Source organism: Pseudomonas sp. DW-iso3, from assembly GCF_058725305.1.
Genome location: NZ_JBZXDZ010000004.1, coordinates 77,168 through 92,583, shown reverse-complemented (window position 1 = coordinate 92,583; position 15,416 = coordinate 77,168). Strand labels below are relative to the sequence as shown.

Annotated in this window: 12 protein-coding genes and 1 pseudogene; 4 read left to right on the top strand and 9 right to left on the bottom strand. The window is 59.4% G+C overall.

The window, feature by feature from the left end:
• Positions 1-235 precede the first annotated feature (235 nt).
• Entirely contained in the window at positions 236-1,054 is an 819-nt protein-coding gene (gene dkgB / locus AC4PS7_RS12635; RefSeq protein WP_021493368.1) for a 2,5-didehydrogluconate reductase DkgB, read from the top strand.
• Here dkgB and AC4PS7_RS12630 read toward each other — a convergent pair.
• The 7 genes from AC4PS7_RS12630 to AC4PS7_RS12600 form a co-directional block, all read right to left on the bottom strand.
• Complete coding sequence (locus AC4PS7_RS12630; RefSeq protein ID WP_010211288.1) at positions 1,051-1,476, bottom strand: hypothetical protein; 426 nt, start codon at positions 1,474-1,476, stop codon at positions 1,051-1,053. The two genes, dkgB and AC4PS7_RS12630, sit on opposite strands and share 4 nt — an antisense overlap.
• Positions 1,477-1,610: 134 nt before the next feature.
• On the bottom strand, positions 1,611-5,225 hold the full coding sequence (locus tag AC4PS7_RS12625) for a transporter substrate-binding domain-containing protein (RefSeq protein WP_010211289.1): 3,615 nt from the start codon (positions 5,223-5,225) through the stop codon (positions 1,611-1,613).
• A gap of 1 nt (position 5,226) precedes the next feature.
• Complete coding sequence (locus AC4PS7_RS12620) at positions 5,227-5,853, bottom strand: response regulator transcription factor (protein WP_010211290.1); 627 nt, start codon at positions 5,851-5,853, stop codon at positions 5,227-5,229.
• A gap of 298 nt (positions 5,854-6,151) precedes the next feature.
• Positions 6,152-6,868: an MgtC/SapB family protein gene (locus AC4PS7_RS12615; protein WP_010211291.1), complete on the bottom strand. Its 717-nt coding sequence runs from the start codon at positions 6,866-6,868 to the stop codon at positions 6,152-6,154.
• 16 nt (positions 6,869-6,884) lie between these two features.
• Positions 6,885-9,590, bottom strand: a complete 2,706-nt coding sequence (mgtA, locus tag AC4PS7_RS12610; protein WP_010211292.1) for a magnesium-translocating P-type ATPase — start codon at positions 9,588-9,590, stop codon at positions 6,885-6,887.
• Positions 9,591-10,011: 421 nt separating this feature from the next.
• Positions 10,012-10,614 carry a GNAT family N-acetyltransferase gene (locus AC4PS7_RS12605; protein WP_042571496.1) on the bottom strand — a complete coding sequence of 201 codons (603 nt, stop codon included), beginning with the start codon at positions 10,612-10,614 and terminating at the stop codon, positions 10,012-10,014.
• A gap of 12 nt (positions 10,615-10,626) precedes the next feature.
• Positions 10,627-10,971, bottom strand: coding sequence for an FKBP-type peptidyl-prolyl cis-trans isomerase (locus AC4PS7_RS12600; protein WP_010211294.1), 345 nt, complete (start codon positions 10,969-10,971; stop codon positions 10,627-10,629).
• Between the two features lie 120 nt (positions 10,972-11,091).
• On the opposite strand from AC4PS7_RS12600, the pseudogene AC4PS7_RS12595 reads away from it, so the two are divergent.
• The 3 genes and pseudogenes from AC4PS7_RS12595 to AC4PS7_RS12585 form a co-directional block, all read left to right on the top strand.
• A pseudogene (locus AC4PS7_RS12595) lies at positions 11,092-11,256 on the top strand (FAD-dependent oxidoreductase); the annotation flags it as partial.
• A 112-nt stretch (positions 11,257-11,368) separates the two neighbouring features.
• Positions 11,369-12,256 carry a nitrilase family protein gene (locus AC4PS7_RS12590; RefSeq protein ID WP_042571494.1) on the top strand — a complete coding sequence of 296 codons (888 nt, stop codon included), beginning with the start codon at positions 11,369-11,371 and terminating at the stop codon, positions 12,254-12,256.
• A 14-nt stretch (positions 12,257-12,270) separates the two neighbouring features.
• Positions 12,271-13,443 (top strand): hypothetical protein, encoded by a 1,173-nt coding sequence (locus AC4PS7_RS12585; protein WP_350487558.1) that lies wholly within the window; start codon positions 12,271-12,273, stop codon positions 13,441-13,443.
• A gap of 52 nt (positions 13,444-13,495) precedes the next feature.
• Here the strand turns inward: AC4PS7_RS12585 and AC4PS7_RS12580 are convergent, their stop codons facing one another.
• Both AC4PS7_RS12580 and AC4PS7_RS12575 read right to left on the bottom strand, forming a co-directional pair.
• Entirely contained in the window at positions 13,496-14,116 is a 621-nt protein-coding gene (locus AC4PS7_RS12580) for a transglycosylase SLT domain-containing protein (protein ID WP_021493370.1), read from the bottom strand.
• Between the two features lie 165 nt (positions 14,117-14,281).
• Positions 14,282-15,250, bottom strand: a complete 969-nt coding sequence (locus AC4PS7_RS12575; protein WP_492179448.1) for a hypothetical protein — start codon at positions 15,248-15,250, stop codon at positions 14,282-14,284.
• Between the last annotated feature and the right edge of the window lie 166 nt (positions 15,251-15,416).

Below are 15,416 nucleotides of genomic sequence, written 5' to 3'. Positions count from 1 at the left end.
AGACGGCAGCACGACTCTACATCAGTCGCGATAACCCGGCGACACCTGATCCAGCGTCCGCAGCTCAGGTCGCTCATGCGGCAATGCGCGACCAATCGATAGCACGCCGCGAGCTGTTCACGGCGCTGCTATTCGTGATTTGCGGTAAAGAGTCCTTTTCGGATTCGGCGGTTTTTCCGAAGGAACAACGGGCGGATACTCGACGCCATTGTTCACACCCCTTCAGGAGTTACCGATGTCTATCCCAACGCAAAACGTCCCAGCCTTCGGCCTTGGCACATTCCGCCTGCAAGGCCAGGTGGTGATCGATTCCGTGAGCACCGGCCTGGAACTGGGGTACCGCGTGATCGATACCGCGCAGATCTACGAGAACGAAGCCGACGTCGGCCAGGCGATTGCCAACAGTGGCGTCCCGCGTGACGAGCTGTTTATCACCAGCAAGATCTGGATCGCCAACTTCGCCGAAGGCCAGCTGATTCCAAGCCTGCGTGAAAGCCTGAGCAAACTTAAGACCGACTATCTGGACTTGACACTGATCCACTGGCCCTCACCGGAAAACCAGGTACCTGTCGCCGAATTCATGGGCCAATTGCTGGAAGCCAAGCACCTGGGCCTGACCCGCCAGATCGGCATTTCCAACTTCACCGTCGACTTGATGAAACAGGCGATTGCAGCCGTCGGGGCCGAAAACATCGCCACCAACCAGGTCGAACTGCACCCCTACCTGCAAAACCGCAAGGTCGTGGATTTCGCCACCGCCAACGGCATTCAGGTCACGTCCTACATGACCCTGGCCTACGGCGAGGTGCTCAAGGACCCGGTGATCCAGCAAATCGCCGAGCGCCATCAGGCGACCCCGGCGCAAGTGACACTGGCCTGGGCCATGCAATTGGGCTACGCCGTGATCCCATCATCGACCAAGCGCGCCAACCTGGAAAGCAACCTCAAGGCCCTGCAACTGACCTTGAGCGCTGCCGATATGGCACAGATTGCCGAACTGGAACGCGGCCATCGCCTGACCAGCCCCAAGGGTATCGCGCCAAAGTGGGATTAAACACCGGCCACGGGCGCACGGGATAACTCCCGCAGCCACGGCAGCACGCGCAGGCCGGTGGTGGCTGCGGGTGGGTCGATGATGTCCATGAAGTGTTCGAGGTTGACGTTATCAGGCATGCCGGGCAGCCGCATCAGCACCGCCGGGGTTGCATCAGCGGTGCGGGCGCTCAGGTCCAGATAATCGTAGACCAGCACATGGTGTGCCTGAGGTTGAGGCCCGCAAGCGTGGGCCGTCAGCCCCGAATTGATGATCAGCACATCAAACGGCCGGGCCGGGATGGCGGTGAGCAACAGGACCTCTTCAAGGGTTTCCACCGGTACGATTCGGAAGTACCCCAACCGGTTGAGCATTTTTTCGATATGCAGGCGTTGCAGGTGTTGTTCATCGGCAATCAGTATGGTCAATGCTTTGTTTGGCATGGCGGAACCCTGGGCATGCAGCGCTCGTCAGTGAGCGAGGCCCATTTTCCAGACATATCCCGAGGACAAAATCAGGCTTATTCCCGTCCAACGTAGGAGTTCTCCCAAATCCACCGAATGGCTAGCCACCTGGGTCAAGACTGCTTGATGCACGTGCTCAAGCTGTGATGCAAGCGATCCATGGCATGGCCAATCGCGTCAACCGTAGCCGCCAACGCATCACGGTCCCTCCTTTCACACACGTCCTCCAGCGTTTCACAACAAGCGACCAGCGCCTGCGACTTGACCATACGAGCCCCACCTTTGACGCGATGGGCCAGGTCATGCAACTTGCCGAAATCCGTGCGTGCTCTCAGCGTCGATAGCACCAAGCGGTCCTCTGCCAGGCTGTCGAGCAATGGCGCCAGCAACTCGTTGAGCCCAGCAGTATCGCCCCCTGTCAGGGCGACCAGCGTACTCAAGTCACATACCGGCACGACCTCTTTCTCCTCCGGCGCCGCGGTGCGCGATGCCAATGCCGTGCGCAGATCATCGAGGCCGGTCGGTTTGAAGAGACAGCCGTCCATGCCCGCCTGCCGGCAGCGCTCGGTCTCCTCGGGCTGGGCGTTGGCGGTGAACCCCAGCAACAGGCATGGCACCAGCCCACGCTGGCGCTCTTGGGCACGGATATCACGTGCCAATGTATAGCCATCCATGATCGGCATGTTGCTATCAGTGATCACGCCATCAAACTGCCCGTCCTGCCAGAGCGCAAAACCCTCGGCGCCGTCTTCGGCCGTGACGATGCGATGCCCCAGGAAGCTCAGTTGCCGAGCTAACAACAGACGGTTGGCCGGGTAGTCGTCAACCACCAGGAGGTTCAACGCGTGAGTCGCAGGCGCGGGAGGCGCAGGTGCGTAAACCGGTGTGGCCGTGGCCGTGGCCAGCGTCAACGTCAGGTCCACCCTCGTCCCCTTGCCCAACACACTGCTCAAATGCAATTGGCCGCCCATCATTTCGCACAGGTTGCGGCTGATCACCAACCCCAGGCCAGAACCGCTGCGCGCCGACTGGTCGTTGTTGCTGCCTTGGATAAAGGGGCTGAACAAGCGCTGCTGATCTTCGGCACTGATGCCAATCCCCGTATCCTCCACACACAACCTGAGGCTCAAGTGATCACCGGCCAATGTCGGTGTGCTCTGGGCCCCCAGGCGCACCTGCCCGGTGGCGGTAAACTTGATAGCGTTGCCCAGCAGGTTGGACACCACTTGCTTGAAACGCAAAGGGTCGATCAGCACAGCCCGGTCGATCATCGGGTCGAGCTCGACTTGCAGCAGCAGCCCCTTGTCCCGCGCCAGCCCTTCGAACACCCGCGCTACGGACGCCAACAACTCATGGAGATTGGCCTGTTCCAGGCTCAGGGACAGGTGACCGGTTTCAATGCGCGCAATATCCAGGATATCGCCGATCAACTCCAGCATGCTCCGGGATGCCATCGAAGCCACCTCCAACGCATCCTGATCGACACGGCCCTGCTCGGCGTTTTTCTGGGCCAATTCGATCATGCCGATCACCGCATTCATGGGTGTGCGGATCTCATGGCTCATGGTCGCCAGGAACGTCGTTTTGGCACGGTTGGCGGCGTCCGCTTCCTCCTTGGCTTCCTGCAGTTGGCCAAGCAGGCGCTGACGTTCGCTGACATCCACCCAACCGGCAATCATGCCCACGACGGCGCCGTTGCTGTCACGGTACGGCAGCATCCACTGGTAAATAGTCAGCACACCGCCACCCGGCACCTTGAGCACGCGATCCTGGATCTGCGGCTCGCCGCGCTCCATCAGGCTCAAGTAATCGGCATGGAACGACTGAGCCTGCGGCGGGTTGCCGGTGTCGGTTTGCACCACGGTCTTGCCGATCACGTCCTCCAACTTGAAGCCAAACACATCCAGGTAAGCGTTGTTGCAGGCCATCAACCGGCCCTGGCGATCGCGCACGTAGATCGGATGGGGAGTGCCGTCGATCAGCACGCTCATGAACCGCATCTGGTCGCTCAAGGCCTGTTCCGCCTGGGCGCGCTTGTGGATCAAGTTGCGCAGGTAGAGCACCCAGCCCAGGGTCACCAGCAGCAGCAACGCAGCCAGGCCAAACCCCTGGATGATCACATTGCGATGGCTGCTCCAGTAGCTGTCATCAATGATGATCTCACTGCGCCAACGGTTGCTCAGTTCGTCCATTTCCTCAGGTGTGATACTCAACAACGCCTTCTCGAGAATCGAATACAGCTCCAGTTGGCTGCGGTTGACGCCAAAGGCAATGCGCGCCGGTTCCGTGCCGATCGTGCTGGTGATACGCAGACGGTCTCGATAATTGCGCGCAATCATGTAGCGTGCGCTGATCAACGACACAATAGTTGCATCGACACTCCCCTTCGCGACCAGGTCCATGGCGGCCTCAGGGTTCCCGACGTCGACAAACTGGATACCTGGATAGTCGCGTGCTATCTGTGCACCGAGGCTGTTGCCACCAATGAACGCCAGGCGTTTACCGGGCATGTCTTCCAGGGTGAGCAGCCGTTCATCACTGGCACGCGCCACCAACACGTAAGGATTGGACAGATAAGGTCGGGTAAAGCGGACCTTTTCGGCACGCTCGACGCTGGGGGTGATGACCGCGAGCATGTCCGCTTGCCCGCTGCTGACCTCATCAATTTGCCGAGTTAACGAATTGCCGTGGACCATCTCGAACTTCAAGCCCGTGCGCAAGCTGATCCGCGACAATACCTCGTCGCTCAGCCCCACGAACTGCCCCCGCTCATCTAAAAATGACAGCGGCATGAACTTGTCGAGCACCGCGACCTTTACCCGCGGGTGCTTCTCCAGCCAGCGCTGCTCACTGTCGCTCAAGCGCAGTCGGTCTGCCTCCAGAACCCCACTGTCTGCGGCGCTCCAACGGCGCAGGATGCTCATTTGCTGACTGGCGGGGATCACGGCCAGCGCTGCGTTGATGATATTCAGCAGGCGGATGTTATCCGCAGTGAAAGCAAACCCGAACGGATTGACCTCCAGCCCGGAAAAATCGGCCATACGGATATTATTGAGGTGGTTCTTTTTGATCAGATAACGGGCACTGATAATGTCGCCGAGGTACACATCCGCCTGACCAAACGCCACGGAGCCGATGGCTTGGTGGGTCGAGCCATACAACAGCAGTTGCGCCTTGGGGTAATAGGCCTGGACAGCGTCGGGTTGCATGTAGTGGTAGAGCATCGCCACGCGTTTGCCGGCCAGGTCGGCGCTCAGTAAATGACTGTCACCCGCGCGGGTTATCAGCACGGGTTGATCATTGGCGTAGGAACGGGACAGCACCAGGCCCTTGTCGGCGGCTTCGTAACCATTGGCCGATCCTACTAAATCCACTTGGCCCAGCTTGAGTGCCTCGATCACCTCATCGCGGGTGTCATAGCGTCGAACTTCGATAGGCACGCTTAAGATGAGGCTGATCAGCCACGCGTAGTCAGCGGTGATACCTTCAAAATCCTTGTTATTGCTCAAGTCAAAAGGTGCGTAGTCCGGCGCCGACACCCCCATCACCAATGTGCGTCGCTGGCGTAACCAGCGCCAGTCGCTCTCATCGAGCTCCAGCCCTGGGTTTTCAAGGGTCGCGTGGCCAAGGAGCTGTAGGGTGTGCGGCTCATCCAGGGCCATCGCTGCAGGGGAAAACAACCCGATCAGCAGGATGGCCGTGAATCTCAACAGCCGGGTGGTCGTCATTTCAGATCAGATGATTGCGCTGGGCGAACTTGGACAGGTGCACCACCGAAGACATGCGCAGCTTCTCCTTGAGTCGCGTCTTGTAGGTGCTGATGGTTTTGTGGCTCAACAGCATATCCTCGGCGATTTCCTTATTCGTCAGGCCTGTGGCCAGTCTTTGCAGCACCGTCACTTCGCGGTCCGACAGCGAATTGACCAGCTCTTGCTCAGTGGTCTGCAAATCGTCACGGCGCACTGAACTGGTGGCCACGCTGGGGAAGCAGCTGTAGCCGGACCGGATCGCCCTGATCGCCTTTTGCAACTCGTCCAGTTCACCCGTCTTGGCCACAAAGCCCATGGCCCCGGCGCGCATGCAGCGGGTGGAGAAGAACACGGCCAGATAGGAGGTCAGCACCAGGATCTTGCAAGGCAGTTCCAGCGCCTTGATCCGGCTGATCACCTCCAATCCGCCAAGCTTGGGCATGGCCAGGTCGAGAATGATCAGATCCGGGCGCCGCTCACGCGCCAGCTGCATGGCATCGGCACCATTGCCCGCTTCATAGATTTCATCGAAGCCTTCTTGCTTCAACAGGTACTTCACGGTGGCGCGGATAAAAGGGTGATCATCCACAATTAAAGCTTTGCTCATAAGACTCCCCGAGGGATCAGTACGCTTACATATCACACGGGACCTATCTACCTGTGAAAAGTAACAGTTCCGACAAACGGTGCTGATAACTCTGCATGACACTACAGGTAGTAAAGACCCCTCCTTTTGATAAATCACGGTCAATACGTTGAGCTGCGCCTTGGTTCCTGAGGCGCAAGGGCGCAACCTTAACAACGGCGCGGCTTATCAAATGAAGGGATAATCTCGATTGATTGTAGGACTTTTCCTCGCAGTAGCTTAGTCCGCTTTGCACGGGATAACGCCTGACGGCCGGGAACTACTCGGTGGTACTCGGGCTCCAGAATGCCTGCACCACCAGGGTCGACATCGAGATTCGCGCTACCAGCGCATCCAGTTCGTCACCGTCCACCGACGTGACGGCCAGGGTCGCTTCGATCTCCACTTCTTCCGTGCCGAAGGGGCGCACGTCCACGTCGCTGGCCGGGTAGTTGCAACGTGCCAGCTCTGCTTCCAGCAAGGCCAGCACGGCTTTCTGCTGGGTACGCCGGGCGATCACATACAGGATGTTGGTGACCTCTGCCGATACCACGTCCAATGGTTGACGGTTGATGTTGTTGACGATCGGGCGCAGCAAGGTGTTGGCGGCCAGCACAAACAGCGTGCCCAGCAGCGCTTCGAGGACCAGGTCGGCACCCGCGCAGGCCCCCACTGCCGCCGATGCCCAGAGGGTGGCCGCCGTGTTGAGCCCACGCACGTTGCCCTCCTCCCGCATGATGACACCGGCACCGAGAAAACCGATGCCCGAGACCACGTAGGCCACCACCCGCACCGCGCCTTCCGCGCCACCGAGCCGGCTGGCCATGTCGACGAAGATCGCCGCGCCCACCGCCACCAGCACGTTGGTACGCAGGCCCGCCGTGCGCTGGCGGTACTGACGCTCGAAGCCGATCAAGCCGCCGAGGACAAAGGCCGCAGTGAGGCTGACCAGGGTGTCGACCAGGGATTCGAGGTTGATGTTGTTGATTGCTTGCATAGGACATCCTCCCTGCTTATTGCCAGCCAAACTTACGGATGTAGTAGCCCTTCACCGCCTGGGTCAGCGCCATGTACGCCAGCAGGATCACCGGCAGGAATACGAAGTACAGCGACGGCAGCGCCTGCAACTTGAAGTAATGCGCCAGCGGCCCCATCGGCAGGAAAATGCCCACCGCCATGATCACGCCGGTCATCACCATCAACGGCATCGCGGCACGGCTTTGCAGGAACGGAATTTTCGGGGTGCGGATCATGTGCACGATCAGCGTCTGGGTCAGCAGCCCCACCACAAACCAGCCGGACTGGAACAGGGTCTGGTGGTCGGGGGTATTGGCGTCGAAGACATACCACATGAGTGCGAACGTGGTGATGTCAAAGATCGAGCTGATCGGCCCGAAAAACAGCATGAAACGGCCGACATCTCCCGGCTGCCAGCGTTGAGGTTTGCTGAGCATTTGCGCGTCGACGTTATCGAACGGTATCGCGATCTGCGAAATGTCATACAGCAGGTTCTGCACCAGCAGATGCATCGGCAACATCGGCAAAAACGGGATGAACGCACTGGCCACCAGCACCGAAAACACGTTGCCGAAGTTGGAGCTGGCAGTCATCTTGATGTACTTGAGCATGTTGGCGAAGGTGCGCCGGCCTTCCAGCACGCCCTCCTCCAGAATCATCAGGCTCTTTTCCAGCAGGATGATGTCGGCGGCTTCCTTGGCGATATCCACCGCGCTGTCCACCGAAATGCCGATATCAGCAGTACGCAGCGCCGGGGCATCGTTGATGCCATCGCCCATGAAACCCACCACATGCCCATTGGCCTTGAGCAAGCGCACGATGCGTTCCTTATGGCTCGGGGTCAGCTTGGCGAACACATTGGTGGTTTCCACGGCCTTGGCCAGTTCGGCGTCGGTCATGGCCTCGATGTCGTTGCCCATCAGCAGGCCCTGTTGCTCCAGGCCCACTTCGCGGCAGATCTTGGCAGTGACCAACTCGTTATCACCGGTCAGCACTTTCACTGCAACGCCGTGGGCTTTGAGCGCCTTGAGCGCAGGCGCGGTGCTTTCCTTGGGGGGGTCGAGGAAGGCGACGTAGCCGATCAGCGTGAGGTTGTTCTCATCCGCCAGGCTATAGGTGTCGCGACCCGGTGCCATCGGCTGCGCGGCCACGGCGACCACGCGCAGGCCTTCTTCGTTGAACGCGGCAGTGACCTGGCGGATGCGCGCCAGCAGGTCTTCGGTCAACGCTTCATTGACGTCGCCATGGCGCACGTTGTTGCACACCGACAAAATCTCTTCCACCGCGCCCTTGCAGATCAACAGGTGCGGCTGGCCTTGCTCAGCGACCACGACAGACATGCGGCGACGATTGAAATCGAACGGGATCTCATCGACCTTCTGGAACGCCGTGCCGACTTTCAGCTCGCGATGCACCTCCACATGCTCCAGCACCGCCACGTCCAGCAAGTTTTTCAGGCCCGTCTGGTAGTAGCTGTTGAGGTAGGCCATTTCCAGCACGTCGTCGGACTCTTCACCCCACACGTCCACATGGCGCGCCAGGAAAATCTTGTCCTGGGTCAGGGTGCCGGTCTTGTCGGTGCACAGCACATCCATGGCGCCGAAGTTCTGGATCGCATCCAGGCGCTTGACGATGACTTTTTTGCGCGACAGAAACACCGCTCCCTTGGCCAGGGTGGACGTGACGATCATCGGCAGCATTTCCGGGGTCAGGCCCACGGCAATCGACAGCGCGAACAGCAGTGCTTCGGTCCAGTCGCCCTTGGTGAAACCGTTGATGAACAGCACCAATGGCGCCATCACAAACATGAAGCGGATCAGCAACCAGCTGACCTTGTTGACGCCGTGCTGGAACGAGGTGGTCGCACGGTCAGTCGCGGTCACACGCTGGGCCAAGGCACCGAAATAGGTGCTGTTGCCGGTGGTCAGGATCACCGCCGTCGCCGCCCCGGACACCACGTTGGTGCCCATGAACAGGATGTTCTCCAAGTCCAGCGGGTTGCGGGTCTTGGTGTCCTGCTGCTGGGCGAACTTCTCCACCGGCATCGACTCACCGGTCATCGCCGCCTGGCTGACGAACAGGTCCTTGGCGCTGAGTACTCGGCAATCGGCAGGGATCATGTCCCCGGCCGACAGCACGATCAGGTCGCCCGGCACCAATTGCTTGATCGGCAATTCGATGCGCTTGGCTTCATCGCGGCGTAGCACCGTGGCGGTGTTGCTCACCATGGCTTTCAGCGCATCGGCGGCCTTGTTGGACTTGGCCTCCTGCCAGAAACGCAGCAGCGTCGACAGCACCACCATGGAGAAAATCACCGTGGCGGCCTTCATGTCTTCGGTCAGCCAGGAGATCACCGCCAGCAAGGTCAGCAACAGGTTGAACGGGTTTTTGTAGCAGTGCCACAGGTGCACCCACCCTGGCAGCGGCTGTTCGTGCTCGACTTCGTTGAGGCCGTATTGCACGCGCAGAGCGTCAGCTTCCTGGGTATTCAAACCCTCAGAGTGGCTGCCCAGCGTGCCGAGCAACTGCACCGCACTGCTGTTGGCCGAAACCACCAGGGTTTGCGCCAGTGTCGGCGGCACTTCGCGGCTGACGCTGGCGTCGGTCACGCTATCGAGCATCGCCAGGCGGCGGAAATGCCGGGCGATGTGCCGGGTCCGCAGGAAGCCGGCAAAGAACTCTTTCAACAGAGTCAAGTTCATGGTGTTACTCCTGCGCGAGGAAGAAACCGTCGTGCAGGTACCGCCGTCTGCACCGCGCCCGTTTTATAGGCACAGCCAGCGTGGCCCGCCTGCCGCAAAAGGCAGGCGCGTCCGTAGCATCCCGAGGTGAACCGGGTGCTGGTCAGCGTCGATGAGAGGGATTCGGGCAGGTGCCAGGACTGGCCGCTGCCGGGATGCCGCTTCTCGCTTTTAGTGGCGAGACAACGGCATCGGAAAAATGCGCGTTACCTTGCCAAGCCTGTGCCGGTTACCGAAACCGGCCGACTACTGTCACTCGAACAAGTACCCACTGAGGGTCTCCGCTATTGATGAAAACGCGCGAAGCTTACGCCCCGATGATGGGAGAGTAAACCGTAGGAAAGTGTCCGCATGGGGAATAAGAAAATTCTTCAGGATGGGTTCAGGAAGGCGCATCCACTTGATCCCGCTGAACCAACGCCAAGTAATCACCCACCTGCCCACCTGTCAGCGCCTTGACCTGAATCGATACCCGGTTCACCTGGCGGCCCAGGGTGATCCCCTCGCGGGTGCGTACCTGCACATAGCCAAGCTTTGGCCAGAAGCGCTCCGCCTTGGCGTTGCCGATGACCACTGTCAACCGCAACCAGTGAGCGCCATTGCGAACCGCCCAGACTTCAAGATCCCCATGCAGTTGCTGCGCCAGCCCAGTGCCATGCAAGCGTGCATCCACCAGCAACAGCCCGATATGCCACACGCCAACGGCCAGCAAGTCCGCCGCGATGTTCACCACCGCGACCAGCCGGTTTTCCACATCGCGGTAACCCAGCCAATACATCCGGCTGCATGCCCACCCTGCGGGCAACTGTCCCTGCAATTCTTCATGCGCTTCGGTCGCAGTGGCCGGCTCGCCGTTGACCGCAATGAAGTAATCCGGCGCCCGCTCGAAAAACCGCTGCAGCTCCTGCTCATCACTGCTGTCCAGCTCAACGACCTGAATGCCCGCGACAGAGCACCCCGGCAACAGCGGTGAATCAACGTCCATGTTCACTCGCCCTCAATCGTCCCGCGTCAGTACTTCCAACAACTCAATCTCAAAACGCAGATTGCTGTTGGGCTTGATATGCGCACCCATCGATCGCTCGCCATAGGCCAGATGCGCCGGCACGAACAAGGTACGTACACCGCCCACCTGCATGCCCATCAAGCCCAGGTCCCAGCCCTTGATCACGCGCCCGGTGCCAATCACACACTGGAACGGCTTGCCGCGCTCCCAGGAAGAATCGAACACCGTGCCGTCTTCCAGGGTGCCGGTGTATTGAGTGGTGATCAGCGCGCCCTTCACCACGGTTTTGCCGGTGCCGGGGCGGATGTCGGTGATTCGGAGTTCTTCGGTGCTCATAGGGCGCTCGTTGACGGTACAAAAGGGTGGGTTTTCCCAGAATCGGGTGGGTTTGGCAAGTGTGAAGGTGGAACCGTCGCTGGAGGGCATGCACTCGAGTTAACGCGGTGTCGTTCAGGGGGTTTGTACCTCTGCGGCGAATCCTTCTCCGTAGATTCGGGCTGGACAGAGCCCTGCTTCAGGGGAGCAATTGATACCGTGATAGCCATTTGTAATAGAACCCAAGCCAATTTCAACGGAGGCTTTACCATGCATGACTACCCAATCTACAAAGCCGAACCATAAAAGAAAGAGACTACAACTCAAGGGGAATCACCTGACTTTCAATTAAACATTCGGTCGCCTCTTATAAACGCCCAACCGACTCCCGGTTGTATAACAATAAGAGGTCACCGCCATGAGCGAACCAGCAAGCCCCGCCCGCGTAGCAGTCATCCAACTGGACCCTCAGGTTGGCATGAACAACCGGTCCAGCAACCTGCATCAAAGTCTTGCACTGGCGACCGAAGCTGCAAACGGTGGAGCCAACCTGATCGTACTGCCCGAGCTCACCAATTGCGGGTATTTCTTCAGCAGTCGCCAGGATGCCTTTGATCATGCCGAGCTGATTCCAGGCGGCGAAAGTGTGCGGGCATGGATAGATTTTGCCTGCAAACACCAGGTGTACCTGGTGACAGGCCTGTGTGAAATAGACGGTATGCAGTTGTTCAACACAGCTGTGCTGCTAGGTCCCGACGGGTTCATCGGCAAATACCGCAAGGCACATCTATGGAACCTGGAAAAACTCTGGTTCACTCCGGGTGATACCGGATTTCCAGTATTTGAAACACCGATAGGCCGTATTGGCTTGCTGATTTGTTGGGATATCTGGTTCCCGGAGGTGCCACGTATTCTCAGCCAGCAGGGCGCCGATATTATTTGCAGCCTGAACAATTGGGTATGGACGCCACCGCCGCTATTCGATGAGGCAGGCAAATGCATGGCGTCGTACCTGACGATGACCGCCGCCCACGTCAATAACGTGTTTATCGCTGCCGCCAGCCGCATCGGCGAAGAGCGTGAAGCGCGTTACCTCGGATGCTCGTTGATTGCCGGAACCAACGGCTGGCCGATTGGCGCGGTAGCTTCAGCCAATCGCCAGGAAATCCTGTTCGCCGACATTGATATCACCAGCGCCCGCAGTGCTCCGATCTGGAACAGCCTCAATGACCTGCAGCGTGATCGACGCATTGATCTCTACGATCAAATGCTCGGCTACTCCCGACACCCTGCCCTTCCACGCTGATCGGAGGGTGCTATATGAAAACCTTCATTACCGAAACTAGGGCCCGCCGGTCCAGGGTAGATCTCACCGTCCTGATGTTGGGGTTTGCCAGCATGGTACTGGTGCTCTGGGTGGCGCTCAGCAATCAATGGTCATGGCCGGGCTACGCCGAAATGGTTGCAAGCCTGCCCCATCCTGTTGCCTGGCTTCGATGGATAGTCGGGGATATCAGCGAAGTAGCCTTCTATAAGCACGAATTGGCATCATTCGGTTTGTTGAGCGGCGCCTACCTGGCATGGTGGGCGAGCAAGCACGGTAAAGCCTGGCAAGGATTTTCTATTTCCTACGGAACAGGGCTATGGCCTTGGCTGGTGACAAGTTCACTGCTGGGGCTAATGCTGAGTAATCTTCTGTGGGGCTGGAGCGTCACTGCACAGACCTGGCAGCCAACGTTTGCGGCATTCGTCTCGTTACCGGCAGCCATGGTGCTGATGTTCGGCGGTGGCTGGAAAGTTGCTGTAAACGGTGCTGTATTGGGCGCATTGCTGGTGACACCCATTTGCATGCTGATCGTGAACTTCGTATGCGTTCCACTGGGTCTTCCAGTGGTGATCGGCAACGTGGTGGGCATGGCGATCGGCAGTGTCATTGCGTTTGTACTGTGTCGTCGAGTGCCGTCGTTGGTGAGTTCTGACTACATAGCCCCCGCCAAGCCAGCACCCGCCAGACCGCCCACTTACGGTATTGTTTGGGGCCTGCGTCGGGTGCTGGCAGATTTTTCCGAAGCGCCTTTTTTCGGCAACGAGCTCGCCAGTCTCGGGTTGCTGGCAGGTGTGCTGGTGGCCTATGCACTGAACCCGATCAGCCCGGCGTATGGATCAGGCCTGGTCTTGCCCCTGCTGGCGGCCCAAGCGTTGACATCGGCGTTGGGCGTCGCGATCTGGCGAAAACAGTGGATGAAACGAGGCTGGTATCCGACCTACGTTCCGCTGGTCTCTGTAGTCCCGGCGGCTGTATTGACCCATGGTGGCAGTTGGACAGTCATCGCTTCAAGTGCACTGCTCGGGGCGCTGATCGCTCCGCCACTGGCCTCTGCGATTGCGGGGCGCTTGCCCGTACACTTTCATCCGTATATAGGCAATGTCACTTCCATGGCGTTGAGTACGTTGATGATAGTGCCTCTGGTAGGCTGGTTGATCAAGATGTAGATCCTCCCCCACGCTGCACTATTCATGCAGCGTGGGAACAGCGTTTACCCTCTTACAACCACCGCCAAAACCGACTCCAAAACCCCCGCCCCAAATCATCCTTGCACCGCGCATATTGCGCCGCATACATCTGCGAACGCGCCTGTACCTTGCTGGCCACTGGCGGCAACCACGCCTTCGCGGCATAGGTGCGCTGGCGGTAGCCGCCCCAGCCTTCGTGGTAGTTCAGGTACTGGCCGTAAGCGTCGTATTTGTATACGCCGTTAACGGTGTAGGTCTTGTCCATGTACCAACCGACAAAGTCGATGGCGTCGTCGAAGTCCTGGCGGCTGGCGCCGCTGCGGCCAGTACTCTTGCGGTAGTCGTTCCACACCTCGTCCTTGGCCTGGGCGTAGCCGGCAGCGGTGGAAACGCGGCCCCAGGGGATGATCCACAACAGGTATTTGCGTGGGGCCAGGGCGTCCTGGTGGAAGCCGGACTCCTGATACATGATGGCGAACGGCACCTGGATCGGCACGCCCCAGCGTTTTTGCGTGACTTTGGCGGCGTCGTACCAGTCGTCCTTTTCGCGGAAGATACCGCAGAGGTCATTGGGCGTGCGTGGCGGCGAGGTGCCGCACGCCGCCAGCATGGATGTGAGTAATAACAGTCCGACAGCTTTGCCTGCACTCAAGGGGCACCTTTGCGGGATACGCGTAAAAGGCCGGCATTTTACCCATTCATTGAGGTTGATGCCGACCTGTCATCCGCACCTGCCCAACTGATCCAGCAACCGGATGGCTGCCGACGGTGGCAGGTTTGATGCCGGCGAAAAGCAGCGTCCTTGCTGCACACGCCGTTAAGCCAACGGCACTCGACGCGTGGTCAGGGCCATGCGTCCCACAAAGAAACTCAGCGCTGCGCCCAGCAGCAACATAGCCAAGGTGCTCCAAGCCGCACGGGAGAGTTGTTGAGCCGCCACTTCACCGGCTTCACGGGCTTTCTGCTCGGCCTGCTGCTTCAACTCATCGACCTTTTGCATGGCTTGTTGGTAAGCCTGGGCATAGTTGTCGACGATCTGCGTGGCCTCTGCCTTGCTCTTACCGGTGCGGGCAGCAACGATGTTGACCAACGCGTCTTTATCCGCAGCATTCAACGCAGGCTCACCAGACGCTTTGACACGCTCGAACCATTGCTTCAACTGATCGCCCGCCTGGGCCGGGTTGATCGCAGCGTCGGTGGCGGTCTGTTTGCCATCGGCGGCGGCCTGATCGGATTTCTGTTCGACGTTGGCCGGGTCCAGCTCAGGCTTGCCGCTTTGCTTGAGCAAGGTGTCGAGTTCACCTTGCAGGCTGTTCCAATCCAGTTGGATGCCCTGCTCGTTCAGTTGCTGCTTGACGGTGTCGCCAAGGCCCGGCGCTCCCGCCGCGATGCCGCTTCCGGCTGCCGACAGGCCCTTGCCCACCACATTGCCGGCGGTGCCGACGACACTGGCGGCCAGCCCGGCCAGCAGCCAAGTAGTGAGCAAGGTGGTCAGGGTCCAGGTGAGCACGCCGTGCAGGCCGCCACGATCCGGGGCGGTCCGCCCAGCCACAAAGGCCCCCACGCCGATTGCCACCAGCGTCGAGACGAACAGCCAGATCCCCGCGCCCGTGCCAAAACCGCTGAGCGGGTTGCCCGCCTTCATCGGGTCGACAGCGCTGGCACCGATGGCCGTTCCCAGCACACTCAGCACCAGGTAGGTCACCAGCGCAATTGCACTACCGGCCAGCACGGAACTCCAGGACACGCGAAACAGCGAACGGTTGGCTTCATAGACAGTGGTCATGTTCGATCCTTTTACAGTGATTGACCATTTCAGTCTGGCGAGCCTGCGGCTTGCCGTCCCCGCTCAAATGCACCAGGTCATCTAGTGCATTCGTACCCCGTATTGCGGATTTTCTTTGCACTATCCTGAGGTGCGGATGTCGTACTTTCCATGCGCCCAAAACCCC

Bases quoted from the DNA above. Each gene is read 5' to 3' on its own strand.
- mgtA (WP_010211292.1), bottom strand. From the start codon at position 9,590: ATGAACTTGACTCTGTTGAAAGAGTTCTTTGCCGGCTTCCTGCGGACC.
- AC4PS7_RS12575 (WP_492179448.1), bottom strand. From the start codon at position 15,250: ATGACCACTGTCTATGAAGCCAACCGTTCGCTGTTTCGCGTGTCCTGG.
- AC4PS7_RS12605 (WP_042571496.1), bottom strand. From the start codon at position 10,614: ATGGACGTTGATTCACCGCTGTTGCCGGGGTGCTCTGTCGCGGGCATT.
- AC4PS7_RS12625 (WP_010211289.1), bottom strand. From the start codon at position 5,225: ATGACGACCACCCGGCTGTTGAGATTCACGGCCATCCTGCTGATCGGG.
- AC4PS7_RS12585 (WP_350487558.1), top strand. From the start codon at position 12,271: ATGAAAACCTTCATTACCGAAACTAGGGCCCGCCGGTCCAGGGTAGAT.
- AC4PS7_RS12615 (WP_010211291.1), bottom strand. From the start codon at position 6,868: ATGCAAGCAATCAACAACATCAACCTCGAATCCCTGGTCGACACCCTG.
- AC4PS7_RS12620 (WP_010211290.1), bottom strand. From the start codon at position 5,853: ATGAGCAAAGCTTTAATTGTGGATGATCACCCTTTTATCCGCGCCACC.
- AC4PS7_RS12600 (WP_010211294.1), bottom strand. From the start codon at position 10,971: ATGAGCACCGAAGAACTCCGAATCACCGACATCCGCCCCGGCACCGGC.
- dkgB (WP_021493368.1), top strand. From the start codon at position 236: ATGTCTATCCCAACGCAAAACGTCCCAGCCTTCGGCCTTGGCACATTC.
- AC4PS7_RS12630 (WP_010211288.1), bottom strand. From the start codon at position 1,476: ATGCCAAACAAAGCATTGACCATACTGATTGCCGATGAACAACACCTG.
- AC4PS7_RS12590 (WP_042571494.1), top strand. From the start codon at position 11,369: ATGAGCGAACCAGCAAGCCCCGCCCGCGTAGCAGTCATCCAACTGGAC.